Annotated in this window: 18 protein-coding genes; all 18 read right to left on the reverse strand. The window is 63.5% G+C overall.

What is annotated here, in order from left to right:
* Positions 1-113 precede the first annotated feature (113 nt).
* Entirely contained in the window at positions 114-1,496 is a 1,383-nt protein-coding gene (locus FEZ61_RS15080; RefSeq protein ID WP_173149283.1) for a sigma-54 dependent transcriptional regulator, read from the reverse strand.
* The gene (locus tag FEZ61_RS15085) at positions 1,493-2,692 is read right to left on the reverse strand and encodes an ATP-binding protein (RefSeq protein ID WP_173149285.1); all 1,200 of its coding nucleotides are present in this window, start codon (positions 2,690-2,692) and stop codon (positions 1,493-1,495) included. Before FEZ61_RS15085 ends, FEZ61_RS15080 begins: the two co-directional genes overlap by 4 nt.
* A gap of 194 nt (positions 2,693-2,886) precedes the next feature.
* Positions 2,887-4,365: a sigma-54 dependent transcriptional regulator gene (locus FEZ61_RS15090; protein ID WP_017642024.1), complete on the reverse strand. Its 1,479-nt coding sequence runs from the start codon at positions 4,363-4,365 to the stop codon at positions 2,887-2,889.
* Between the two features lie 164 nt (positions 4,366-4,529).
* On the reverse strand, positions 4,530-4,841 hold the full coding sequence (locus FEZ61_RS15095; protein WP_017642023.1) for a flagellar protein FliT: 312 nt from the start codon (positions 4,839-4,841) through the stop codon (positions 4,530-4,532).
* A gap of 14 nt (positions 4,842-4,855) precedes the next feature.
* Positions 4,856-5,236, reverse strand: coding sequence for a flagellar export chaperone FliS (gene fliS / locus FEZ61_RS15100; RefSeq protein ID WP_026083956.1), 381 nt, complete (start codon positions 5,234-5,236; stop codon positions 4,856-4,858).
* 94 nt (positions 5,237-5,330) lie between these two features.
* Positions 5,331-6,785, reverse strand: coding sequence for a flagellar filament capping protein FliD (fliD, locus tag FEZ61_RS15105; protein ID WP_017642021.1), 1,455 nt, complete (start codon positions 6,783-6,785; stop codon positions 5,331-5,333).
* Between the two features lie 71 nt (positions 6,786-6,856).
* A complete protein-coding gene (locus FEZ61_RS24445) occupies positions 6,857-7,246 on the reverse strand; it encodes a flagellar protein FlaG (RefSeq protein WP_173149287.1) in 390 nt (129 codons plus the stop codon).
* 72 nt (positions 7,247-7,318) lie between these two features.
* The gene (locus FEZ61_RS15115) at positions 7,319-8,752 is read right to left on the reverse strand and encodes a flagellin (protein ID WP_173149289.1); all 1,434 of its coding nucleotides are present in this window, start codon (positions 8,750-8,752) and stop codon (positions 7,319-7,321) included.
* A gap of 238 nt (positions 8,753-8,990) precedes the next feature.
* Positions 8,991-12,926, reverse strand: coding sequence for a glycosyltransferase (locus tag FEZ61_RS24700; protein ID WP_173149291.1), 3,936 nt, complete (start codon positions 12,924-12,926; stop codon positions 8,991-8,993).
* The gene (locus tag FEZ61_RS15125) at positions 12,923-13,954 is read right to left on the reverse strand and encodes a hypothetical protein (RefSeq protein ID WP_173149293.1); all 1,032 of its coding nucleotides are present in this window, start codon (positions 13,952-13,954) and stop codon (positions 12,923-12,925) included. Before FEZ61_RS15125 ends, FEZ61_RS24700 begins: the two co-directional genes overlap by 4 nt.
* A gap of 125 nt (positions 13,955-14,079) precedes the next feature.
* Entirely contained in the window at positions 14,080-15,144 is a 1,065-nt protein-coding gene (pseI, locus tag FEZ61_RS15130; protein ID WP_173149295.1) for a pseudaminic acid synthase, read from the reverse strand.
* On the reverse strand, positions 15,141-16,631 hold the full coding sequence (gene pseG, locus FEZ61_RS15135) for a UDP-2,4-diacetamido-2,4,6-trideoxy-beta-L-altropyranose hydrolase (protein WP_173149297.1): 1,491 nt from the start codon (positions 16,629-16,631) through the stop codon (positions 15,141-15,143). The genes pseI and pseG overlap by 4 nt, the downstream gene beginning before the upstream one ends.
* Complete coding sequence (gene pseF / locus FEZ61_RS15140) at positions 16,619-17,335, reverse strand: pseudaminic acid cytidylyltransferase (protein ID WP_173149299.1); 717 nt, start codon at positions 17,333-17,335, stop codon at positions 16,619-16,621. Before pseF ends, pseG begins: the two co-directional genes overlap by 13 nt.
* A complete protein-coding gene (locus tag FEZ61_RS15145) occupies positions 17,332-17,952 on the reverse strand; it encodes a pseudaminic acid biosynthesis-associated methylase (protein WP_173149301.1) in 621 nt (206 codons plus the stop codon). The genes pseF and FEZ61_RS15145 overlap by 4 nt, the downstream gene beginning before the upstream one ends.
* 11 nt (positions 17,953-17,963) lie before the next feature.
* Positions 17,964-19,115: a UDP-4-amino-4,6-dideoxy-N-acetyl-beta-L-altrosamine transaminase gene (gene pseC, locus FEZ61_RS15150; protein WP_173149303.1), complete on the reverse strand. Its 1,152-nt coding sequence runs from the start codon at positions 19,113-19,115 to the stop codon at positions 17,964-17,966.
* Complete coding sequence (pseB, locus tag FEZ61_RS15155; RefSeq protein WP_133862450.1) at positions 19,112-20,107, reverse strand: UDP-N-acetylglucosamine 4,6-dehydratase (inverting); 996 nt, start codon at positions 20,105-20,107, stop codon at positions 19,112-19,114. The genes pseC and pseB overlap by 4 nt, the downstream gene beginning before the upstream one ends.
* A 118-nt stretch (positions 20,108-20,225) precedes the next feature.
* A complete protein-coding gene (flgL, locus tag FEZ61_RS15160; RefSeq protein ID WP_173149305.1) occupies positions 20,226-21,524 on the reverse strand; it encodes a flagellar hook-associated protein FlgL in 1,299 nt (432 codons plus the stop codon).
* An 11-nt stretch (positions 21,525-21,535) separates the two neighbouring features.
* Positions 21,536-23,575: a flagellar hook-associated protein FlgK gene (flgK, locus tag FEZ61_RS15165; protein WP_173149307.1), complete on the reverse strand. Its 2,040-nt coding sequence runs from the start codon at positions 23,573-23,575 to the stop codon at positions 21,536-21,538.
* Positions 23,576-23,581 lie beyond the last annotated feature (6 nt).

The following is a 23,581-nucleotide window of genomic DNA, read 5'->3' on the forward strand; positions in this document are numbered from 1 at the left end:
GCGGGGGCAGGCATCCTCTGCGACCCCACGCCGCAGTCGCGATCCTTTCTCTAGAACAGCACGCTGGAGGGTTGGTTCCATGGCGGTAGATAGCCGGCTATCGACTTGCGCGCTCAGTGTCCGGCGGCAAGCGACTGCTCGACGTCCAGGCCGGCGTCACGCATCTGCGCCAGCTTGTACCTCAAGGTGCGGGCACTGATGCCCAGGCGTTCAGCGGTCTCCTTGCGCCGACCGCGCTCGGTCCTGAGGGTATCGAGAATCACCTGGAATTCCCGGTCGCGCAGATCGGCGTCCAGCGGGCGCAAGGCCTCGTCAGGGTGTGCCTCGGGTACGGGCGCCGCCCGAGGCGCCAGGGATACACCCGTGGCCAACCAATGCAGCCCGAAATCCTCGGCCTGGATCTGCTGGCCCGGTTGCAGGATCAGCGCCCGCTGCACGGCGTTGTCCAGTTCGCGCACATTGCCCGGCCAGGGGTGCTCGGCCAGGGCCTGGCGCGCACCAGCGCTCAGGGTCGGTACCGGCCGATTCATCCGCGCGGCCTGGACCGCCAGCAGCCGTTCGGCCAGGGGTACGATGTCGGCCGGCCGCTCGCGCAGCGGTAGCCAGGCCAGCGGAAAGACCGACAGCCGATAGAAGAGGTCTTCGCGAAAGCGCCCGGCAGCCACCTCCTCCGCCAGCTTGCGGTTGCTGGTGGCCACCACGCGGATGTCCAGGGCCATCGGCTTGCGCGCCCCGACCCGCTCCACCTCGCGCTCCTGCAGGACGCGCAGCAACTTGGCTTGCAGGCCCAGAGGCATTTCGGAAATCTCGTCCAGCAACAGGGTGCCGCCCTGGGCCAGTTCGAACTTGCCGGGCTGGGTGGCGATCGCCCCGGTGAAGGCGCCCTTCTCGTGACCAAAGAGGATGGCTTCGAGCAGGTGATCGGGAATGGCCGCGCAATTGACCGCCACGAAGGGACCATCCGCCCGTGCCGATTGATCGTGGATGAAGCGCGCCAACACTTCCTTGCCGGTACCGGATTCGCCGGTGATCAGCACCGTGGCCTCGCTCTGGGCCACCCGGCTGGCCAACTCCAGCAGTTGTCGACTCTGGGGATCGGCCGCCACCGGCTGGCGAGCACCGGGCACGCGCCGTCCCTGGGGGCAGCAGCGCGCCAGGGTATCCAGCAGCAGCCGCGGCTCGAAGGGCTTGACCAGGTAGTCCGCCGCCCCGCCACGCATGGCCTCGACGGCGCGTTCGATGCTGCCGAAGGCGGTCATCAGCAGTACCGGCAGCGCCGGATCGCGCAGCCGGATACTGGCCAGCAACTGATGCCCATCGATGCCCGGCATGTTGACGTCGCTGATCACCAGGCCGAAGGGTTCCTCGGCCAGCGCCAGCAAGGCCGCCTCGCCGCTGTCCACGGCGCGATAAGGGTAGCCGCCGAGCTCCAGGGTATCGGCCAGGGCTTCGCGGAGGGCGCGGTCGTCTTCCACCAGCAGGATGGGCAGGGTCATGCCGAGGTCTCCTCGCCCGCCAGCAGCGGCAGGATGAAGGTCACCAGCGTGCCGCGCCCCAAACGCGAGCGCACGGTCAGACGGCCGCCATGGGCCTTGGCCATTGCGAGGGCGACGGGCAGGCCGAGACCGGTGCCGGTGGTCTTGGTGCTGAGAAAGGGTTCGCCCAGCCGTTGCTGGACCGCCAGCGGGATGCCAGGGCCGCTATCGCTGATCGCCAGGCGCAATTCTCCGCCACGGCGATGGAGATGTATCTTGAGGCGCGCCGGGCGACCGCCGCCGGCCATGGCCTGCAGGGCGTTATGGATGAGGTTCAAGGCAGCACCTACCAGCATGTCGCGATTGCAGGCGAGCAGCCCGCCCTGGGTGTCGAGTTGCCAACGCACGGGGCAGTCGCCCAGATGAGGGATGGCGGCCTCGCGCAGGGCATTGAACAGCGCGCTGGGCGTCAGTCGATCCGCCAAGGGCAATTCGCCGCGGGCGAACACCAGCATGTCGCGGACCTGATTCTCCAGTTCGTGCAGCCGTTCCTTGAGGCGGCCGGCGAAACGCTGCTGTTGCGCCAGCGCCAGACCGCCCTCCTCCAGGTGGCTGGCATAGAGCAGCGCCGCGGTCAGCGGCGTACGGATCTGATGAGCCAGCGAGGCCATGGTCCGCCCCAGTGCCGACAGCCGTTCATGCCGCGCCAGTTCGCCTTGCAGATGGCGGGTTTCGGTGAGGTCGTTAAGCAGCACCAGTTGACCCGGCTCACCGTCCAGGGAGCGAATGGCGATGGACAGGCGGCGCCCATCACGCAGGGAGACTTCATGGCCGTCGTCATGACGCGGAGCGAAGGCCCGTGCGATGACCGAGCGCCACAACTCGCCTGCCAGCGGCTCGCCGAGCAGGGCCTCCGCTACGGGGTTGGCATCACGCACGCGCCCGGCGCCGTCCAGCACCACGATGCCGGCGGGCAAGACGTCGAGCAGATTCTGCAGCCGGCTGGCCAGGCGTTCCTTTTCCGCCAGCTCCTGCAAACGCTGAGCAGACACCCACTCCAGTTCACCCTGCAGCGAATTCATCCGGGCTTCGAGCAACTGGAAAGATTCGCTCAGCTGACGCGACATCTGCCCCAGGGCTTCACGGGCCTGCGCCGAAGCGGAGGCCTCCACGGCAGCATCGTTGGGGACAGCAGAAGAAAGGGCTTGCGCAGGCATTGGCTAGGGCTCGCGACGGACAATTGACATTGTCCGGGTTGGAGCAAGACCCATGCCGCTTAGTAGTGACGCCTATTAGGAGAGAAACGAGCCGTAGGTTGGGTGGAGGCGGCTTCATCGTCGAAGCCCAACCGCATGGCCGAGTTGAGCACCGTTGGGCTTCGCTGCGCTCAGCCCAACCTACAAAGAGCCCGCTAGATCTCTTCGTCGAACTCGTCGTCGCGACGGCCCATGCCGTACTTGCGCATCTTCTCGACCAGGGTGGTCCGGCGGATGCGCAGCCGCTCGGCAGCACGGGCCACGACACCACCGGCATCGTCCAACGCCTGCTGGATGAAACTCTTTTCCAGATTGGCCAGGTAGTCCTTTAGATCCAAGCCTTCGCTGGGCAGCAACGCAGAGGACGACACCTCGACGGTGCCGATCCCAGCCATGGCCTCGCGCTCCTGCAACTCCTCGCGCAGGGACTCCACCATGGGATCGGCTTCGTCCTCCACGTAGCGGAACTTGAGTGGCAATTCGGCCACGCCGATGACGCCATAGGGATGCATGATCGCCATGCGCTCCACTAGGTTGGCCAGTTCGCGGACGTTGCCCGGCCACTCATGGCGGCACAGCGACATGATGGCCGCCGAGTTGAAGCGGATGGAGCCACGCTTCTCGTGCTCCATCCGGGCGATCAGTTCGTTGATCAGCAGCGGGATGTCTTCACCCCGCTCGCGAAGGGGCGCCATGTCGATGGGGAAGACATTGAGGCGATAGTAGAGGTCTTCGCGGAAGGTGCCCGCGGCGATCATCTGCTCCAGATTCTTGTGGGTCGCCGCGATGATGCGCACGTCCACGCTCTGGGTCTTGTTGCTGCCCACCCGCTCGTAGGTCCGTTCCTGCAACACGCGCAAGAGCTTCACCTGCATGGGCAGCGGCATGTCGCCGATCTCATCGAGAAACAGGGTGCCGGTGTTGGCCAGCTCGAAGCGGCCGGCGCGGCTGGTGATGGCGCCGGTGAAGGCGCCCTTCTCATGGCCGAACAGCTCGCTTTCTAGCAACTCGGCCGGAATGGCACCGCAGTTGACCGGCACGAAAGGCGCCTCGCGGCGCTTGGAGTGGAAGTGCAGGTTGCGCGCCACCACCTCCTTGCCGGTGCCGGACTCACCGAGGATAAGCACCGTGGCCTCGGTATCGGCCACCTGCTGCATCATCTTGCGCACACCCTGGATGGCGCGGCTGGTGCCTACCAGGCTGCGGAACAGTTCGGGCTCGCGCTGACGCCCGCGATCCCGGGCCTGGTCATACATCTCGCGATAGACCTGGGCACGGTGCAGGGAATCCAGCAGCTTGTTGTAGGCCAGCGGATATTCGAGGGAGACCAGCACACGACGGCGAACGTCGTCCGGCCACTCCGGTTGCGCCGATTCACCGAGCAGCAGCAAGGGGACCATCTCGTCCCAGGCGACGATCTGCTTGAGCAGCTCGACACTGTTGCCGCGACTGTCGACGCGCCCAACCAGCACGCAGCTGACTTGCCGACTGCTGTCGAGCGCTTCGAGGGAGGACTGCCAATCGGAACTGGTGCAGGCGAGATGAGCCTCGCCGAGAAAATCGAGAATGACCGATACCGCCTTGCGCCGCTCGGCTTCATCGTCGATCAGAAGGATCTTGGTTTCACGCCACATGTCCCTGCCCCAATTCGGCTTGTCGGTTCGCTACGCGCAGGTGTCGCCTGCATCCAAGTGCCAACTGGTCGGCATCTTGCGCAAGTTAAGACAAATTGTGATGCGGGGTCAATTTTATGGCGGCGAAATATCCAAACTTTGAATTACCGTCCAACAGATGACAGTCAACCGAACAGTTGATAGACCTTAGCAGCCTGGTTCGATTTGTTGAGCCTGGTCAGCTCCTGGGCGGTGGCGTCCCGCTCTGCCTTGCAGCTCTGCAGCAGGGAGGTATAGAGCGACAGCAGGCGCTCGAGGCTGGCACGCAGGGCTACGGCCTCGTCGCCCGTGGCATACATGGCTTCGTCGACGAACAGGCGGCAATCCAGATCCAGCTCGGCGATCCGCGTCCAGTCTCCGGCCTTGAGCGCAGCGGCCATCTGCTCATAGACGAGCTCGACGCGTTCCACCGGGGTCTTTTGCATGGCGACGTTCATCGGTCGACTCCAGATCAGGGGGCAATGGCATCCCAGCCGGATTTGATCTCGCGGATCAGGCCGGATACTTCTTCCAGGATAACAGGATCATTGTTGCGGTTGGCTTCGCTGAGCCGGCGGATCATGTAGTCGTACAACCGATCCAGGTTGGTGGCGAGCTCGCCACCCTGCTCGAAATCCAGGACGTCCTTCAGACCCGCGATGATGGATACCGCCTTGCCGATCAGCTCGCCTTTCTCAGGCAGCCAACCACGCTCCAGCGCACCTTGCGCCTTGGCCAGACGGTCCAGAGCGCCCTGCATGAGCATCTGGATCAGCTGATGGGGACTGGCTTCGAACACCTGCGCCTGCAGGCCTACCTGCTGGTACTGGCGCATGGCTGTCATTGCGTTCATGTCATGACCTCTGTGTGTTTCCGATACTTCCTTTATCGGTCAGGACGCGAAGAACTTGACCCCTTTATCGACCGGATGGGCCGAATCCGCCTACTTAACTCTTGTTGGCAAATGGCATGGCCGCCAGCTGCTGGGAGAGCGAAGACGCTGTACTCGACAACGACGAGTACAGCTGGTCCATGGTGTTGTACTGCTTGTAGAGACGGTCCGAGAGCGCGGTCATCCGGGTATTCAGCGTCGCGGTCTGGGCGTCGACCTTTTTCAGGGTATCGCTCAGGGAATTCGAACGCTGCTCGAGGATGCCATTGGTCATGGTGTAGGGATCGAGCTTGCCCTTGAGGCGCGCTGCCAGGCCCTGGTCGCCGGTGAAGAAGCCGGGCAGATCGCTGAAGTTGGAGCTGACCATCTTGCTAAGCTTGGTGTCGTCGATGGCCAGGGTGCCGTCTTTCTGAGTCGTGATGCCCAGATCGGCAAGCGCCTTGACCGCGCCCGTCCCCTGCATGGTGCTCAGCTCACTGCGGATGGTGGTGGTGAGGCCGCGGGCGGTCGCATCCCCCACCAGCGCGGCCGTAATGGGCGCACTGTTTTCCCCGACAGTCGTGACCGAGGTCTGGGTCTTGATCACGCCCATGAGCTTGTTGTAGGAATCGACGAACTTCTGGATATTGCCCTTGACGCCCGACTCGTCCTGGCTGACGCCGACGGTCATCGGGCTGCCCGCTGGGGTGGTCGCCTTGAGCGTGAAACTCAGACCATCGACCGCACCGCTCACCGTGTTCGAGGCGCTGGTGATCTTCAGACCATCGATGGTCATCTGGGCGCTTTGGGCTTTGGTGAGCGAATGGGCGGCAGCGGGATCGCTGGACTCGCTGTCACTTGGGTTATAGGCCAACTTGGTCAGGCTCTGTTTGCCCGAACCGTCGTCACCGCTCACCGATACCGAGATGTTGTTACCGTCTCCGGTCTTGGTACTGCTCAGTACCAGTCGTGACCCAGAGTCGTCATTGACGACGCTGGCGCTGAGCCCCTGGCTCTGCCCAGCCTTGTTGATGGCATCGCGGATGCCACTCAAGGTGTTGTTGGTGGCATCGACCTGGATATCCGACAACTTGGTATCGCCGATCTTGATGCTCAGCGTGCCCTTGCCGAAGGTGGTGGGAGACGTAGAGGTAGTTCCGTTGCTGGCAGTCGTGGTAGAGGTGGCCGGCACGGATGCTAGGGCCACCTTGCTGCTAGTAGCCAGCTTGCTGACCTCGACCTGATAGCTGCCGACACTGGCACTGGTACTGGCCGTTGCCGTGAGGTAGTCGCTCTTCGACAGGGTAACGCCCCTAGCCTGAAAGCTGGTGGGGCTGTTGAGCGTGGTCAGCGCGGTCTGGAATTCGCTGATGGCGCCCTTCAGGGACCCGATCGCCGTGAGCTGCGCGGTCGCCTTGCTCTGGGTCTTGGTGAGCTGATCCTGTTTGGGTGCCTTTTCGGCTGCCACCATCTTGGTGACGATGGAGTCGATGTCCAGCCCCGAGCCACCAATCCCGCTGATACCTGCCATTTCACTATCCCCCTGCCAACGTTACGTCGTCGCCTCAGCTTTCAGTGAGCTTGATACAAGTTCCGCGCCAACTAGGCTTCGGCCTTGAACATCAGGCTGCGCATATCATCCAGCTGCTTGGCCAGCTTGAGCACTTCCTCACTGGGCATCTGCCGAATGAGCTTGCCGGATTCGCCGTCCAGCACCTTGACCACCACCTCGCCGGTGGAGTCGTCGATGCTGAAGTCGAGGTTGCGGTGATCCTCTTGAAACTTCGATTTCAGCTTCGACAGGGCGCCATCTACATTGCCGTCTTTCGGCTTTTCGGCATTGTCCCCGTCCACCTTGCTGGCCTGGGAAACCGGCTTGACCGAGGAATCCGCCGTAGGCGCCGAAGTGCTTAAGGACGTCGCGGCCGCAGGGCTCGATTGAGCGCTATAGGGCCTTACCGCTGAAAAACCCGTTGTCTTGACGATGTCCATTGTAATGTCCTCACAACGCATGAAAGGGAGAAGGGGCGTCCCCCTTCTCCCTGCCTAGACCGATCTCTGCCCTTACTGGAGCAGGCTGAGAACCGACTGCGGCAGCTGCTTGGCCTGAGCCAGGATCGCAGTACCAGCCTGTTGCAGCACCTGGTTCTTCGACAGGTTCGCGGTTTCCGCGGCGTAGTCGGTGTCCTTGATGCGGCTACGGGCGGAGGTGGCGTTCTCCGAGATGTTGGTCAGGTTGCTGATGGTGTTGTCGAAGCGGTTCTGCACCGCACCGAGGTCAGCGCGCTGGGAGTCGATGTTGGCCAGGGCCTGGTCGATCACGGACAGGGCCTTCTGAGCGCCGTCAGCGGTGGAGATGTCGACGTCGGAGACCTTGCTCAGCGAGGACTTGGTGTCACCGAAGATCTTGGCGGTGTCACCGGTCATGGCGAAGGTGGTAGGCGAATCGAGCTTGACGTAGCCCATACCCTGGCCGCCGTTGGCCCGCACATCGACACCCGAGCTGAAGGTACCGTCGGACTTCTGCGAGGCGACAGTGATAGCGCCTGCAGCGGTGCCGGTATCCTTGCCGAAAGTGACGTTTTCACCGGTGGCCGAAGTAATGGTCAGCTTCTTGGACTGACTGTCGTAGTTGGCAGTGACGCCCAGCTTGGCGGCGTTGGCGTTGAGCTGGTCAGCAATGTCCTTGGTGCTGGTCACACCGACCAGGTTCAGGGAGTTGCCGCCCACGGTCACCTTCATGTTGGCCGAACCACTGCTGATGCTGTCGGTCACGGTCAGCACGGTACGCGCCGAGGCGGCGAGACCGGGGATCTGGCCGTTCATTGCGCCAGCGATGGTTTTGGCGGAATCGCCAGCCTTGTAGTTGACGTCCTGGCTCTTGCCGCCGCCCACCAGAGTGATCTTGCCGCTGGTGGTCAGAGCACCACCGCTACCGGCAACCACGCTGCCTGCGCTGGTGCTGGCGCCGCTACCAACCTGGTTGGAACCCAGGGCGGTGGCCGAGGTGTCCTTCAGGGTAACGTCGATGGTTTCGTAGGCGTTGGCGCCGATCTGGAAGCTGGTGGTGCCGAAGGAGCCGTCCAGCAGCTTGCGACCGCCGAAGGTGGTGGTCTGGGCGATCCGGGTCAGTTCGTTCTGCTGCGCGGTCACTTCCTTTTGCAGGGCGGAGCGGTCGGCGTCGCTGTTGGAGCCGTTGGCGGACTGCACGGCCAGATCGCGGATACGCTGCAGGATGTTGGTGGACTGCTGCATGGCGCCTTCAGCGGTCTGCGACAGGGAGATACCGTCGTTGGCGTTGCGAGTCGCCTGGTTCAAACCGTTGATCTGGTTGGTCAGACGGTTGGAGATCTGCAGACCGGCGGCATCGTCCTTGGCGCTGTTGATACGGCTACCAGTGGACAGGCGCTGCATGGAAGTGGCCAGCGAGCTGGACGCGTTCTGCAGGTTGCGCTGGGTGTTCAGGGAAGGGATGTTGGTATTGACGGTAAGTGCCATGGTGGCGTCTCCAGTTGAACCTTGTGTGCCTGAGCATGCGAATGGGACCTGCTTGCTCAGACGCCCCTGTATTTCGCATTCATCTTGTTTATCGGCGCCTGTCGCTAGAACTTTAAGGGTGTTTGGCGATTTTCTTCGCCAGACACTTGACAGTGATCAAACGCCGGAGAGTGACATCCAGGTTATCGACGGGAGAGCCGTTTTATTTAATGGCGAAGCGCACTTTTCATCGCGGCGTTCAACCGGGGAGCCACGCGGACTGCCAAACATCCAGATTCGACCCGTCAAGCATCCAACGCCCGAGTACCTGCTCACGCAGCAGATCGCCCTGCCCCGCGGTAGCATCCAGATCGGCCAGCTGACCACGGATGGCATCGCACCAGTCCTTGAATCGGTTGCGTACCCGGATGACCGGCAGGTCGCCCTGATAGGGCTCTATATCCGAGCACACCACCGGGAAACCGCAGGCCCCGTATTCGAGCAGCCGCAGATTGGTCTTGCAGCGGTTGAACAGGTTGTCTTCAAGTGGGGCGATGGCCAGATCAAGATTCAGGCTGGCCAATTTGGCCGGGTAGTCATCAATGAAGACCCCCGGATGGAACTCGTGCACATAAGGCCTGAGCCGGTCAGGGCACATGCCGAAGAAGACCCACTCCACCTCATCAGCAAGCGCCTGGATAACATCCACCACCAACTCCAGATCGCCGGTATGGCTGCTGCCCCCCGCCCAGCCCACTCGCGGCTTGCGTCCCTGTCTACGCTGGGGTTGCCGCCCCGCCCACCAACGTGGAGGCAGGAAGTTCGGTACGACGCGTATATCGGCATTCATACCCGTCAGGGCAACGCCCAGCGCTGGCGTGGAGACCACCAGGCGATCGCAGGTCGCCACAGCCTGACGCAGCGCCTTGAGGATGTCCTTGGGTATCGAAGCGCGGTGCACGCTCTTGAGCGGCAGGTTGGGCAGATAGTCGTCCAGTTCGAACACCGTGAAGGTGCGCGACAGCTTGTGCAAGCGGCGCAGGCTGTCCCGCTGGTCATCGGTGATCTGCCGCTGCAGGACCAGGGCATCGACCGAGAAGCGCTCCAATTCCAGGGGGGTCGGATGCTGGGCGCAGATCAGCCCTTCCACCCGGCCGGCATCGCGCAACGCCATCAGCGGCTGTCGTACCCGGTAATGGCCGCAGCCTGCTTCGTCAGCGGGACAGACCAGAATCTGCGGCAGAACGGCCTGCTGCAGGCGTCGGGTGCCGTATTCGAAGGTGAAGCCGCTGCCAGCCAGGGACAGTTGAGGGTTATAGGCCGGATCACGCGCCAGCACAGATAGCCAGCGCTCCTGCAGCGCTTCGCGCTCGACTGCGCGCTGTCGATCGACGGCGGCAGCGTCCAGACCATCCTGAACGACGGTCACCTGAGGGGTCCAGACGTTGAGATAACCGGCCTGACGCAGCCGCAAACAGAAATCCACCTGGCCATAGGCCAGTGGAAAGCGCTCCCCATCCCAGCCATCCAGCGCCAGGACCAGTTCGCGCCTGAGCAACAGGCAGGTCGCGCCGAGGGCGCTGTAATCCTGGACCAGCTGCAGCCGGCTCAGATACCCCGGAGCCTGCAGGTCTTCTCCGGCGAAAGCGGCACTAGCCGCATCGTCCAGGCCCAGCAACATGCCTGCTTCGAGAATTTGTCCCTGGGCGTCGCAGATCCGTGGCCCGACGGCGCCGACTTCCGGCCGCTGCCCCTGATCGAGCAGGATTTCCAGCCAATCCGCCTGCACGACCACACAGGTGGGTTCGAGCAGCAGCAGGAAATCGGCTGAACTGGCCTGGGCCACGGCGTTGACCAGCGCCGAGCGATTTGGCTCACCGTCAAAGCGCCAGACCTTGACCTGTTCTGCATCCAAGGCTTCCAGGTCATCCAGCCAGCGGCAGGTCGCCGCGTGGCGGCTACTGCAGTCGACCAGCAGGACCTCGAAATGGGGGTAGCGTGTCTGCTCCAGCAGACTGTCCAGGCAGCGCTGGACGTATTCCAACTCATCCTGCACCGGGATGATGACCGACACGCTCGGTGTCGCCTGGTGGCCATAAACGATGTGATAGCGCCGCGGCAGGAAGGCCTCGACCCGGGCGGCCGGATAGCCACGCGCTTGGAGGTGTTGCTCCAGCGCGACCTGTTCCCCCGGTTCCACGGTCAAGGCGGGGGCATCCGCGACCAGCAGGACCTCAGGCAGATGCTCGATACCGGCACCGGCATGGCGCTGGATCAAACGCAACACCAGGTCCAGCGGCGCGGCTATCCCATAAGCCGGTTCCAGACCACCAATCGCCAGCAGACTCTGCTGGCGTACCGCCCAGTGGCGTCCGAACAGCGCCGGAAAGCTCAGCAGTAGGTCCAGGTTGAAATCGGGGCGGAAGCAGGCGCCGATGGCACCTTCGGCCGAGCGCTGTAGTTCATCGGCGAAACAGGCATGGCTGAATGCACCTTCGGGATCCTGCAGTTGCAGACGCGCCAGCGTCGACGTGAACAGCAGCGGACCGCTACGGGTGAATTCGCTGCCGGCCATGACGGTCAGCCACCAGTCGCAGCGGGTCGGGCCCTGTTCCAACATCCGGGCCGCAGCGGCCATCATGATCTCCCCTGCCCCTACCGATAGCCATTCCATACCGGCCTCCAGGGTAGCGGGCGGGGACGCGGTACTAATAACCACCGGTGTCCAGGCCGCACCCAGGGCCTGCTGCAGGCTGCTCAAGGTCCGCTGTACCGCAGCATCGTCCTGGTCATCATCGAGAATCAGGATACCCAACAGCTGCCGGCCGCGACCCAGCTTGGTCAGCGGGCCATTCAACACCTCGCGCTCCGCCGTGATGGGTAGCCGGGCATCCAGCCAGGCCAGCAGCCGGGGGACCAAACCGACGGCCATCTCGCCCATCAGTTGCGCCACGCGTCGAGCGGCATCGCCCTCTTGAGCGACGTTGTAGTAGGGAGCATGGAGCGCGCTGGCGGCGACCTGGCGTGCCCGGGCGGCCGGATCGCGCAGCAAGTGGCCCAGTGCCTCGGGCAATTCCGCTGCAACGACGTCGGCGATACCAGCCTCGGCTGCGTAACAGGGTCCGAAGGGCATATTGCCGGGATGCCGCAGATTGATGGCGGCAGTACCGCACAGCAGGGCTTCCACGCAGTAATTGGAATCCACGGCGATCAGCACATCGGCGACCACCGGCCACAGCGGACCATCCTCGATCAGATAGAAATAGCGGCCTGGATCGGCCTTGCGTTCGCGTAACAGCTCCCCTACCCGCGTCTCGCCGAACTGGAAGTTAGGTGGCCGATCCTTGATCACCGGATTGAAGGTCAGTCCCGCACTGAACAACGTCTCGCAGGCCTCAATGAAGGCCGCCACGGTCCTTTCGAAGATGGCCTGATCACCATGGGCGCTATGACCGCTAGCCCAGGTGGTGCCGAACACCACAATGGGTTCCTCGGCGCGCAGACCGTGCTTGGCGCGCAGGGCCTGCGCATGCTCCGCTCGGGCGACACATCGTTCGGGAATGCCATCCCAGGCCGGGTTGCCAGTGACCCTTAGGCGCTCCGGCGGCACCCCATAATCCAGATAGCCCTCCAAACCACGCTGGCCATAGACGGCGGTGATGTCGGCGACCTGTCGCCCATGCACCGTGTAGGGATCGTTCAGGGCCAGGGCATGGGACAGGTGCAGGGAGGGAATTTCCTGGGTGCGCGCCCAGAGCATGGTCACCTTGGCGATGAGCATCACGTCTTCGCTGCCCAGTATCAGGCTCAGTCGGTAGTCGCGTTGCACGCGGGCAAGGCTTTCCAGCAGCGTCACCACAGTGGGCAACTCGGCTTGCAGGCGGGCATCGATCAGGGTGCGCAGCGCGGACCAGTCTTCGTTGTGCAAGCGCGCCGGGGGGCCCTGGTCGAACCAGAGCTGCAGGCGGGTATGCCAGTGATGGGTGTCGCGCTCAACGGCGAAAACGCCCGCATCGTCCAGTTCCTGATCCAGCACGAAGACCTTGCTACCCGCTTCGTCCAATACGTCCAGCAGCCCCTGGGAGACATAGGGAGACAGGGTGATCAGGGTCAAGGGACCGTGCCGGCGGAAGAACTCCCGCAGCACCGGCAGTTGATTGTCCCAGAGGAAGGCGACGATGGCCGGGGCTTTCACGAGGGCGTTCTCCGTGCCGGAAGATACTGCCGCAACAGCGGCGTCATCAGGGAATAGTCGAGGCCACGCAACAGCTCCTCCTGCTCGCCAGAGCCATGTGCCCAGGCCTCCAGGATCATCATGGCCTGCTGATCGATCGCTTCGGCGGCCTGCCACTCCTGCAATTGTCGCACCGCTGGCGTAGGTAGCAGGGCCAGCCAGTCCAGCTGCGGATAATGCCGCTGCAATACCTCACCGAGCATGAGCAACACCTGCTGGGCACGAAGAGAGGCGGTGACTTCGGCCTGACTCGCTGCCAGCACCTGTGTACCTGGCACCAGGCCCAAGGGATCGCGCAAGGTTTGGTCGCGCTGGGCTAGCTGCTGCAATACCGCGCCGGGATCTACCGGCACGGCGCATTTTTCCGCAGCGATCAGGCAGCGCCCGCTGGCCCGCGGTGCCAGCATGGCGAAGACCTCCTGCTCCAGACGCAACGCCCAGGCCAACAGTGGCTCATCGCTGGCGAGCCAGGACAGTAGACGGCGCCACTTGTGTCTGTGATTCACACCGCGATAGAGCCAGGCGTTGTCCCAGAGCCCGGCATAGGGTTCGACGGCAATGACCGCAAGGCCCTGCGCGCTCAACTGGCTGATCAGTTCGCTGACACTGCAGTACGGCGTTCGCGGATCCTTAGCTGCCAGTCGCCGTCCGAAACTCTGCCAGTGCTCTGCAGGACGGACATCCAGGACCAGTCGACCGCCCTCCTCCAGGGCCGCGGCATACTCACGCCAGCGCTGCTCGGCCGCCACATCGACCGGCAGCGCGGCATAGGCTTGCAGGTTATGGGTTGTGGGTATGGATAACTGCTCGGCGCTCAGCCGCCAGGGTTCGCTACCGGGATGCAGATAGCGCCGGGCGAAGGCATCTTCCACCTGTTGCCGCAGCCGATCGATACCCGCATTACCAAATAGCCAGGGACCGTCGGAAAGTGGAAGGTCGGTCGTGGTCCAGTCCTGGAGTGGCTGGCTGGGTACGTGTTGGAGGGTCATGGTTGACACCGTCTCCCAAAAAAAAAGGTTTCAGCCTCAGCCAGGCCGACGCCGGTATAGCGCCAGATCACTGCGAACCTTCACAGAATGGACGTCACCAGCAGGTCCTGGCGTAAACACAGGCACTACTGATCGCGCTCTTGGAGGTGATGCCAGTCCAGGGCCTGGCCCCGCTTGAGCGGTCCTTGAGCGACGCTATTCAGGACCCGCTCCAGATGCTTGGGCGCCAGGCCCAGGCCAGGACGGATGGCGCGGACATTGGCCTCGCTGAAGGACTCGCCGGCTGCCATGTCGCGTACCACATAGAGCGAGCGGCGGAAAACCAACGACTTGCGTTCGTCGGGCGTAGGTCCGTAGTGCACTTGCCCCAATGCCTGCCAGGCACGCTCGGTCTCCGCCACAAGGGCCTTGAGCTCGTCAGGCTCCAGCGAAAAACTCGCATCCACGCCGCCTTCCGCCCGGGACAGGGTGAAGTGTTTCTCGACCACGCTCGCGCCTAGCGCTACGGCGGCTACTGCCGCTCCTACGCCTGGCGTGTGATCGCTGAGTCCGATCTCGCAGCCGAACAACTCGCGCATGTGCGGAATGGTACGAAGGTGAGTATTGGCCGGACTGGCGGGATAGGTGCTGGTGCATTTAAGCAGGATCAGGTCACGACACCCGGCCGAACGGGCGGCCTCCACACATTCCTGCAGCTCGGCGAGGCTGGCCATGCCAGTGGAGATGATCAGCGGCTTGCCGGTTGCGGCGACGCGCCGAATCAGCGGCAGATCGACGTTCTCGAAGCTGGCGATCTTGTAGGCCGGGACGCCAAGGGACTCGAGGAAGTCCACAGAGGACGCATCGAAGGGTGTCGAGAACACCTCAAGGCCACGCTCGCGGGCGCGCCGGAAGATGGGCTCGTGCCATTCCCAGGGCGTATGGGCTTCACCGTAGAGCCGATAGAGCGAGGTCCCGGCCCAAAGGCTGGCCGGATCACCGATATGGAATTCGCCCTCGTCCAGATCCAGGGTCATGGTATCGGGTGTATAGGTCTGCAGCTTAAGGGCATGGGCCCCCGCGTCGGCTGCGGCGTCCACCAGAGCCAGTGCCCGGTCCAGGGACTGGTTATGGTTACCGCTCATTTCGGCTATGACGAAAGGCGGGGCGTCGCGCCCTACCGGCCGGTTACCAATACGCAAGGCAGTCATGATGAGATTCTCGGCAGAGAAAGCTGAAGTTGATGATCACGCAGCAGGAAACCTGCGCGCTGGAAAAGCTGAAGAGAGGCTAGGTTGCCTGGACGCACCTGTGCCTCTATGGATTCCAGATCGGTCCAATGACGCTGAACAGCCTGCTCGCCGCACCGCAGCAGGTGCTCTCCCCAACCCTGACCAAGGCGTTCGGGCAGTAGGTAGATAGAGACCTCGGCCCCCTGCCCCCGTTGACGGTCGTAGCGCAGTACGCCAACAGGCCCATCGAGCGTCTCGGCAATCAGCAGCAACCGCCGCTCAGGCTGGGCCAGCACCTGTCGCAGCCAGTCCTGATGCTGCTCCCAGCCGATAGGATCGGTATTGACGGAGGCCTGTCGCACCCGCTCGGCGTTGCGGCCACGAAAAAGCAACCGTGTATCCTCGAACGTCGCCGGACGCAGATGCAACTCCATACCCAACAGCGCCGTCGCTACACGGGTGGCGCCCCGGCCATCCACCAGCGTCCTGCCTCGTGCCGCTAGGCTCTGTCGGAGGCCTGGACTCGCCTGTAGCGTCTGCACGGCCGCACGATAGGCCGCGCCACTGACCTGCGCTGCATCGCCTAGGTACAGATGGGCCCCGGCAACCGCCAGGGCCTCGGCATTGGCGCGTTGATTTGGCGCCAGAGAGACGCAGAGACTGGGAATACCCAGGCAGGCCCGCTCCCAAGCCGTGCCGCCGCCGGCACCTATGCTCAGATCAGCTTTCCGTAGCAGGCCAGCGAAGTCTTCAACATGCTGCCAGAGCCGCCAGGTCGGACGTCCCCTGCAGCGTTCGACAAGTTCGATCCAATGGGGATTGGCTGGCCCGGCGACGACATCCACCTGAAGCTCGGACAGGTCGGCAAGGGCAGTCAGAACCTTGAGGGTCTCCCCGGCCGCATCCACACCACCAAAGCTGACCAAGACACGCTTGATCGGGCCCTGGCACTCCGGACGTGGATTGGCGAAGGCCGGTCGCAAGAGGGCGAAACGAGGCCCCGCCAGAACATGTGCCACTTCCGGCAAGGCAATAGTCCGCATTTGCGCCGAGAGATTCTGGTCCAGAAACAGATCGACGGCATGGCGACGAGTATCCAGGTCATCAATGGCCATGACTCGCCGAGCTCGCAGACGTACGGCGGTCTCCCATTCGTGACCGAGCCCATAGTGATCCACCACGCACCAGGCAAAATCCAGCTCCGCTGGTAATGCCTTCCAGAGTGCCTCGATATCTTCCTGCCAGGGCAACGCTGCTTCAAAGTCGCTGCGTCGGTCCGGGACCGATAGCGCATGAGCTTCATAACCGCGGCTGGCGACCAGCGCCAGCAGGTCCCCCGGGCCGGAGCGACAGGCGAAATGTACCTTGCAACCCACCGCAGCCAGAGCGTCGGCCAGGGTGAGACAGCGCATCACATGGCCTGAGCCAAGCGACAGCGAGGCATCGCATCTGATCAGGATGTGCATGAGCGTTCCACGTCGGTCAGCAGAGCCTCATACAGCAGCTCAGCTCGCTGCCAATCATCGAGCGTATCGATGTCCTGCACCCGATGGCGCGGCAGGCGTACCGGCAACGAGTGCGGCGCATGCAGGGGCGCGCCCTGCTCCCAGGCTTCAGTGCGCCCCCAATAGAACTGGCCGGCATCGTGGAAGGCGGGTTCCAGATCCTGGGAACGGGTTTCATAGAATTGTGGATAGAGGGATTCGACACCACCATCCGCACGCAGGCGCAGGGCCCGCTGCACCGGCGAGGCGAAGTCGGTCACGGTGAAGGCATAAGCCTTTTCCGGATGGCCTTCGAGCATGTTCAGACCCCGTGCCAGATCGGCCGGGGTCACGAAGGGCGCGGTGGCATAGAGGCAACAGGCGTAGGTAAAGACCTCGCCCTGCTCGCATAGAAAACCCACCGCATGCTGGATCACCTCGACGGTACCGGTATGGTCATCGGCCAAGGTGGCGGGACGCATGAAGGGTACTTCGGCGCCATACGCTCGCGCCACCTCGGCGATTTCGGCATCGTCGGTGCTGACGATCACCCGGGCGAACAGTCCGCTGTCCAGAGCGGCCCGGATGGAGTAAGCGATCATGGGCCGCCCATGGAATGTCTTGATGTTCTTGCGGGGGATGCGCTTGCTGCCACCGCGGGCCGGAATGATGGCGATGGCGGTCACGCCTGCTTCTCCAGCAGGAACCAGGAGATGTCATCGGCCGGGAACAGCGGATCGCGGTGATAGGCGAAGCCATAGTCCAGCAGCCGCAGGTCGGCATGGCGGTCGAGCAGCTCACCGGCGAAGTCGCGCTTGAACAGCCGCTCGGCGTGGCCGCGATAGCTCACCTCCACCGGCGTCGGATTGTAGTACTCGGCAACCAGGATGAAGCGCTTGCTGGCCTGGTACAGCTTGTCGTAAGCGGCCGGCAGCAGATCCGGTGGCAAATGGATCAGCACCCCCTTGGTGAAGGCCAGGTCGAAAGCCGCGGTCACGGAATAGTCGAACAGCGAACCCTCCCAGATCTCGGCTACTTCCAGTGCCCGCGCCAGGGTACAGGCCTTGCCATTGAGCTCCACACCCTGCAGCTGGGCATGGGGCAACAGGGCCCGCAAGGCTTGCAGATTGAGGCCACGGTTGCTGCCCAGCTCGAGGACGCTATCCAGGGTGCCGGCACGGGCCAGGGCGCGGCCGAAGAAGGCCAGGCTGCTGGCCACGGCCGCAGCGCCGGCGTTGCGATCGACATAGGCGTCACCGAATTCACCCTGCCAGAAGCGCTCCTGGGCGGTCATCTCTCGCATTACTCTCTCCTCTAGTTCAACAGGGTGGCCAGCGTTTGAACCACCCTATCCTGCTGCGCCTCGCTCAGGTCGGCGTACAGCGGCAGGCTCAGGGCCTGGGCGTAGTAACGCTCGGCCTCTGGAAAATCACCGGGCGCGAAACCCAGGGCGCGGTAATAGGGCTGCAGATGCACGGGAATGTAGTGCAGATTGACGCCGATACCGGCGGCTCTCATCCCGGCGAAGACGTGAGCGCGCTGGCCCCCATCCACCCGGATAGGAAAGAGGTGCCAGGCCGACTCGGCTCCGGCCTGGTCGCCGATGAGGCCGACCGGCACTTCTGCCAACAGCTCGCGATAGCGCTGGACCAGCGCGCGCCGGCGCGTGATGAAGGGCACCAGGCGCTCCAGTTGCGAGAGCCCCAGAGCGGCCTGGATATCGGTCATGCGATAGTTGAAACCCAGCTCCAGCTGCTCGTAGTACCAGCCACCCTGTGCCTGGTCCTGCAGCAGCCCCGGGTCGCGGGTGATGCCGTGGCTGCGCAGTCGCCGCAGGCGTTCTGCCAACGCGGCATCCTTGGTGGTGAGCAGCCCGCCTTCGCCGGTGGTGACGATCTTTACCGGGTGGAAGCTGAACACGGTGATGTCGGCCTGGGCACCGGAGCCCACGGGCTGGCCGGCATAACGCGCGCCTATGGCGTGAGAGGCGTCTTCGATCACCTTGAAGCCGTAGCGCCGTGCCAGGACCTGGATCGCGGCCATGTCGCAGCTCTGGCCGGCGAAGGCCACTGGAACCAGGATCTTCGGCAGGCGCCCTGCCCGCTCGGCGCCTTCCAGCTTGGCAGCCAGCGCCGGGACGCTGAGATTGAGGGTGATGGGATCGATGTCGACGAAGTCGACGTCGGCGCCGCAATAGCGCGCACAGTTGGCGCTGGCCACAAAGGTATTGGGCGAGGTCCAGAGCAGATCGCCTGGCCCCAGGTCCAGTGCCAGGCAGGCGAGATGCAGCGCCGCCGTGGCATTGCACACGGCCACGCCATGCGCTGCTTCGCAGCGTCCCGCCACCGCCTGTTCGAAGCGCTCGATCATCGGCCCCTGGGTCAGCCAGTCGGAGCGCAGCACAGCGGTGACCGCGGCGATGTCCGCTTCGCTGATGGATTGCCGACCATAGGGAATGCCGCTCATGGGCAGCGCTCGACCAGCTGTCGGAGCGCCGCGACGTCCAGATAATCGGGGTTGCTGTCGGACAGGTATTCGAAACCCGGTTCGACCGGCCGGCCCTGCTCGCCCAGGCCATCAAGGGAGTAATCGCAGGGCTGGTTGAAACTCATCGCCGGCGCGATGACATAGTGGCGCGCGAATTCCAGGGTATGGGGGCTGTCATCCCGGGAGATCATCATCTCGTGCAGCTTTTCACCCGGACGGATACCGACCTGGCGCTGTGGCAGGTCCGGCGCCAGGGCGGTGGCCAGATCGACGATGCGCGCCGAGGGAATCTTGGGCACGAACAACTCGCCGCCCTGCATGCGCTCGAAGCTGCGCATGACGAAATCCACACCCTCGTCGAGGGTGATCCAGAAGCGCGTCATGCGCGCATCGGTGATCGGCAGATCCTCGGCGCCCTTGGCGATCAGCTTGCGAAACAGTGGCAGCACCGAGCCGCGGGAGCCGACCACGTTGCCGTAGCGCACCACGGCGAAGGAGGTGTCGCGACTGCCGGCGATGTTGTTGGCGGCAACGAACAGCTTGTCCGACAGCAGCTTGGTGGCGCCATAGAGATTGATCGGACTGGCCGCCTTGTCGGTGGACAGGGCGATGACCTTCTTCACGCCGTTCTGCAGCGCCGCGGCGATGATGTTTTCCGCACCATTGACGTTGGTGCGGATGCATTCGGTGGGATTGTACTCGGCCGCCGGCACCTGTTTGAGCGCGGCGGCATGCACCACCAGATCGATGCCGCGCATGGCCTGCTGCAGGCGCTGCTCGTCGCGCACGTCGCCGAGGAAATAACGCATGCAGGGCGCGTCGAACTCCTGGCTCATTTCGTACTGCTTGAGTTCGTCGCGGGAGAACACCACCACCCGCTTAGGCTGGTAGTCGCTCAGCAACCGCTTGACGAAGGCGCGGCCGAAGGAGCCGGTACCACCCGAGATGAAGATCGACAGGCCATCAAACATGTTGCTATCCCTTCGCGATGAGTCAAGCGGCCAAGGCGGCGGAAAACCGGCGCATCTGGCCTATCGGAAGAGTAGCAGCAAAAAATCGGCCAATCCCGATTCTATCGGGCCAGTGACCTTACAGATAATTGAACAGACTCAACTGCGACACCTTCACGAAACTCTGCTGCGTCGCCTGCAGCACCGTGTTCTGCAGCGCGTAGCGTGACAGGGCTTCAGCATAGTCCAGATCTTGAAGATCCGACTGCACCGACTTGTTGACCAGGCTGACGTCGGCGATGAAGTCGCTGGTGGAGTCGATGACGTTGAGGCGCGCACCGACCTTGCCGCGGATACCATCGACCTGGGTATAGGCCGTATCGAGGTTGCTCAGGGCTACTGCAGCACTGTCGCGCATCTTGTACACGCCCTCGGTGCTGCCATCGCCGCTCTCCAGGGCCTTGCGCAAGTCGGATACCACGTTGAGCAGGCTGCGCTTTTCGTTGGCGGTATCGCGGGTGATCTTGAACTCGTCACCGGCCGCCGGAGCGCCGTCCATCTGCACCTTCACCCCGCCATAGCTGATGAACTTGCTGGCTTCCTGGGTGCTGTTCAGGCTGTCCGCCTTGAGCTGGCCAACCGGCGGATTGGCCGGGTCGTAGGCCGCCCATTCGGCAGCGGTAGGCGCCTTGGAGAGGTCGTAGACGACGTATTTCTTGTCATCGAGGAAATGGATACCGACGCCATCGGTCGCGGCCGGCGGATTGCTGGCGGGAAAGGTCTCGTCGTAGGCCTTTTTGTCATCCACCAGTCCGAGCGAGATCCGCCCGGTCCCGGTATTGCCAGGCACCGGCGTGGTCGCGACGCGATTGGCGTTGAAGTTGTTTTCGAAGGCGTCCTTGCCGCTGTCGCTGATGGGCACGAAGGTGGAACTGGCGATCTGCACGCTGCGCTGGCCTTCGTCGCCATTGTAGCTGTAGGTGCCGTCAGCATTGCGTACATAGGGCTGGGTGTCGCCCATGGAGCCGGAGAACAGGTATTTGCCGCTGGCATCCTTGCTGTTCATCAGGTTCATCAGCTCGTCTTCGCGCTGACCGACTTCCTTGGCCAGGGATGCGCGATCGGTTGGATCCAGGGCACCGTTGCCGGCCTGGACGGCGATCTCGCGGATGCGCGTCAGCACTGTTTCCACCGAGGTGAGCATGGCTTCCCCGGTGTTGAGGCTGTTCTTGGCGGCGGTCATGCCGGTGTTGTACTGGCTGTTGAGCGCCTCCTCCTGGCTGATCTGCAACAGCTTGATCGACGCCACCGGATCGTCCGCGGGCGTGAGGATCTTCTTGCCGGTGCTGATCTCTTCCTGGGTACGGGTCACGTTGCCGTAGTTATTCTGCAGGCCACTGATACCGTTGTTGAACGCCTGAGCGGTAGAAATGCGCATGGCCGGTTTCCTTATCTGAAGGCGCCGAGCAGGGTGTCGAACAGCGACTGGGCGATCTTGATGACCTGCGCCGAGGCACCGTAGTACTGCTGGAACTGGACGAGTTTGGCGGCTTCCTCATCGAGGTTGACGGCCGACAGGGAGTCACGATTGTCCTGGGACTGCTTGAGCACGGTTTCGCTGGCGGCCGAATCCACCCGCACCTGGGCGGTCAGGGTACCGACCCGCTCCACCAGGCCGCCGTAGGCGTTGTTGTAGGTGGTGCCGGTGTTGCCATAGCCCCCCATGGTGGGTTTGGTCTGCAAAGCCACCAGGTTCAGGGCGTTACGGTTGTCCGAAACGGCGCCCTTGTTGGTGCTCAGGGTGAAGCTGTCGCCGGATTGCGGCACGCCGCTGAGGTTGAAGTCGTAGGTGTAGCTGTTGTTGGTGGTCGGGTCGGTGTACTGCAGACGGAGCGTATTGGTCTGGCCGCTGGTGAGCACGCCGGCCGTGGGTGACAAGTAGCTGAGCGTTGCGCCGCTCGGCAGAGTGCCATCCAACTGGTTGGTAGTGCTGTTGAAGCTCAGCTTCAGGCCATCGGCCCCGAACAGCCGCCCGAAGTCGGCGGTATTGACCGGCGAGACTGAAGTGGTCAGCGCCGGCTGGGTAATGGCACCGGTACCGCGGTTATTGGTGGTAGCCCCCGCCTTGGCCGTGCCGGCGAAGCCCAGCTGGTCGGCCTGGGCCAGATCCACCTTGAGCTGGGAAGCGCCGCGACGGGTGGGCTGCAGGCTGAACACATCGCCCGCCTGGGCCTTGGCGAGCTCGGCGGCACTGAATTGCACCTTGAAGCCCTGATCGTTGCCGTTGGCATCGGTCAGGGTCAGGGTGACCGGATCGCTACCGCTCTTGTTGACCGTGAGCGCCGCGTTGTCACTGGCACGGCGCGCCGTGAAGCCGGTGCCGTTGTAATCGAGGCGGTAGTCGCTCGGCGAGAGCTTGCTGGTATCGGTGATGCTTAGGGTCGCGTTGGCCGAGCCAGTGTTGGTGGACCGACCCATGACCCGCAGACCGATGCTCTGAGTGTCGTTGATATTGCCGAACAGCGCGGAGCCGGCATTGCCGGACAGGTCCAGGCCCTGCCCCAGTTGCCGGTTGACGGTGTCCGCCAGCGTCAGCGACAACTGTCCCAGGCTGTTGTAGGCATGGTCCAGCGCCGTGTCGCGATAGGACAGCAGACCGCCCATCTCGCCGCCGCTAAGCTGGCTGGTGACGTTCTGCTCGGTCGAGCCCGAGGTCAGGACGATCTGGAAGCGTGAGGGATCGTCGGTACCCGGCTTGGCCGTCATGCTGGATACGGTATTGCCCACCACCAGCGGCTGGCCGGTGCCGACGAACAGGTTCAGCGCGCCGTCGTCCTGTTCCACCACCTGCAGACCGACCATACCCGACAGTTGCTTGATCGCCTGCTCACGGGAGTCGATGAGATCGTTAGGCGCGCCGCCGGCAGCCTTGGAACGGGCGATGGCGTCGTTGAGACTGCCGACGCTCTTGGCCAGGGCATTGACCTGATTGGTCAGCGCCGACAGCTGATCGTTGATCTGGCCGTTCTGCTTGTCGACCTGGTCGTACAGGGTGTTGAACGACTTGGCCATGCCCTGGGCCTGGGCGAGCACGGCCTCCCGCGCCGGAATCGACGAAGGATCCTGGGCAGCGGTCTGCAGGGTGGCGAAGAACTTCTGCATGGCCGGGGTGATACCCGTCGTGCTGTCGGACAGCAGGCCGTCGAGCTGGGAGATCTGGCTCTTGAAGGTCTGCAGTTCGCTGTTCTGGCTGTTGGCCGAGCGTACCTGGCTGGTGAGGAAATCACTGGCGAGGCGACGCACATCCACCGTCTGGGAGCCGGAACCGACATAACCCGAGCCGTTGTACTGGGCGATGTTGGTCTGCTGGATGGTCTCCTGCCGCGAATAGCCAGGCGTGTTGACGTTGGCGATGTTGTGGCCGGTGGTGGTCAGAGCGTTTTGCGTGGATCTCAGGCCCGACAGACCAATGGAAAGTAGATCAGCCATGGCTCA

This window comes from Pseudomonas sp. MS15a(2019) (assembly GCF_013277805.1).
GTDB classification, from domain to species: Bacteria; Pseudomonadota; Gammaproteobacteria; order Pseudomonadales; family Pseudomonadaceae; genus Chryseomonas; species Chryseomonas benzopyrenica.

Bases quoted from the DNA above. Each gene is read 5' to 3' on its own strand.
- FEZ61_RS15125 (WP_173149293.1), bottom strand. From the start codon at position 13,954: ATGACCCTCCAACACGTACCCAGCCAGCCACTCCAGGACTGGACCACG.
- FEZ61_RS15085 (WP_173149285.1), bottom strand. From the start codon at position 2,692: ATGCCTGCGCAAGCCCTTTCTTCTGCTGTCCCCAACGATGCTGCCGTG.
- FEZ61_RS15115 (WP_173149289.1), bottom strand. From the start codon at position 8,752: ATGGCACTTACCGTCAATACCAACATCCCTTCCCTGAACACCCAGCGC.
- pseG (WP_173149297.1), bottom strand. From the start codon at position 16,631: ATGCACATCCTGATCAGATGCGATGCCTCGCTGTCGCTTGGCTCAGGC.
- flgK (WP_173149307.1), bottom strand. From the start codon at position 23,575: ATGGCTGATCTACTTTCCATTGGTCTGTCGGGCCTGAGATCCACGCAA.
- FEZ61_RS15095 (WP_017642023.1), bottom strand. From the start codon at position 4,841: ATGAACGTCGCCATGCAAAAGACCCCGGTGGAACGCGTCGAGCTCGTC.
- FEZ61_RS24445 (WP_173149287.1), bottom strand. From the start codon at position 7,246: ATGGACATCGTCAAGACAACGGGTTTTTCAGCGGTAAGGCCCTATAGC.
- flgL (WP_173149305.1), bottom strand. From the start codon at position 21,524: ATGCGCATTTCTACCGCTCAGGCGTTCAACAACGGTATCAGTGGCCTG.
- fliS (WP_026083956.1), bottom strand. From the start codon at position 5,236: ATGAACGCAATGACAGCCATGCGCCAGTACCAGCAGGTAGGCCTGCAG.
- FEZ61_RS15080 (WP_173149283.1), bottom strand. From the start codon at position 1,496: ATGACCCTGCCCATCCTGCTGGTGGAAGACGACCGCGCCCTCCGCGAA.
- pseI (WP_173149295.1), bottom strand. From the start codon at position 15,144: ATGACTGCCTTGCGTATTGGTAACCGGCCGGTAGGGCGCGACGCCCCG.
- fliD (WP_017642021.1), bottom strand. From the start codon at position 6,785: ATGGCAGGTATCAGCGGGATTGGTGGCTCGGGGCTGGACATCGACTCC.
- FEZ61_RS15145 (WP_173149301.1), bottom strand. From the start codon at position 17,952: ATGCGAGAGATGACCGCCCAGGAGCGCTTCTGGCAGGGTGAATTCGGT.
- pseB (WP_133862450.1), bottom strand. From the start codon at position 20,107: ATGTTTGATGGCCTGTCGATCTTCATCTCGGGTGGTACCGGCTCCTTC.
- FEZ61_RS15090 (WP_017642024.1), bottom strand. From the start codon at position 4,365: ATGTGGCGTGAAACCAAGATCCTTCTGATCGACGATGAAGCCGAGCGG.
- pseC (WP_173149303.1), bottom strand. From the start codon at position 19,115: ATGAGCGGCATTCCCTATGGTCGGCAATCCATCAGCGAAGCGGACATC.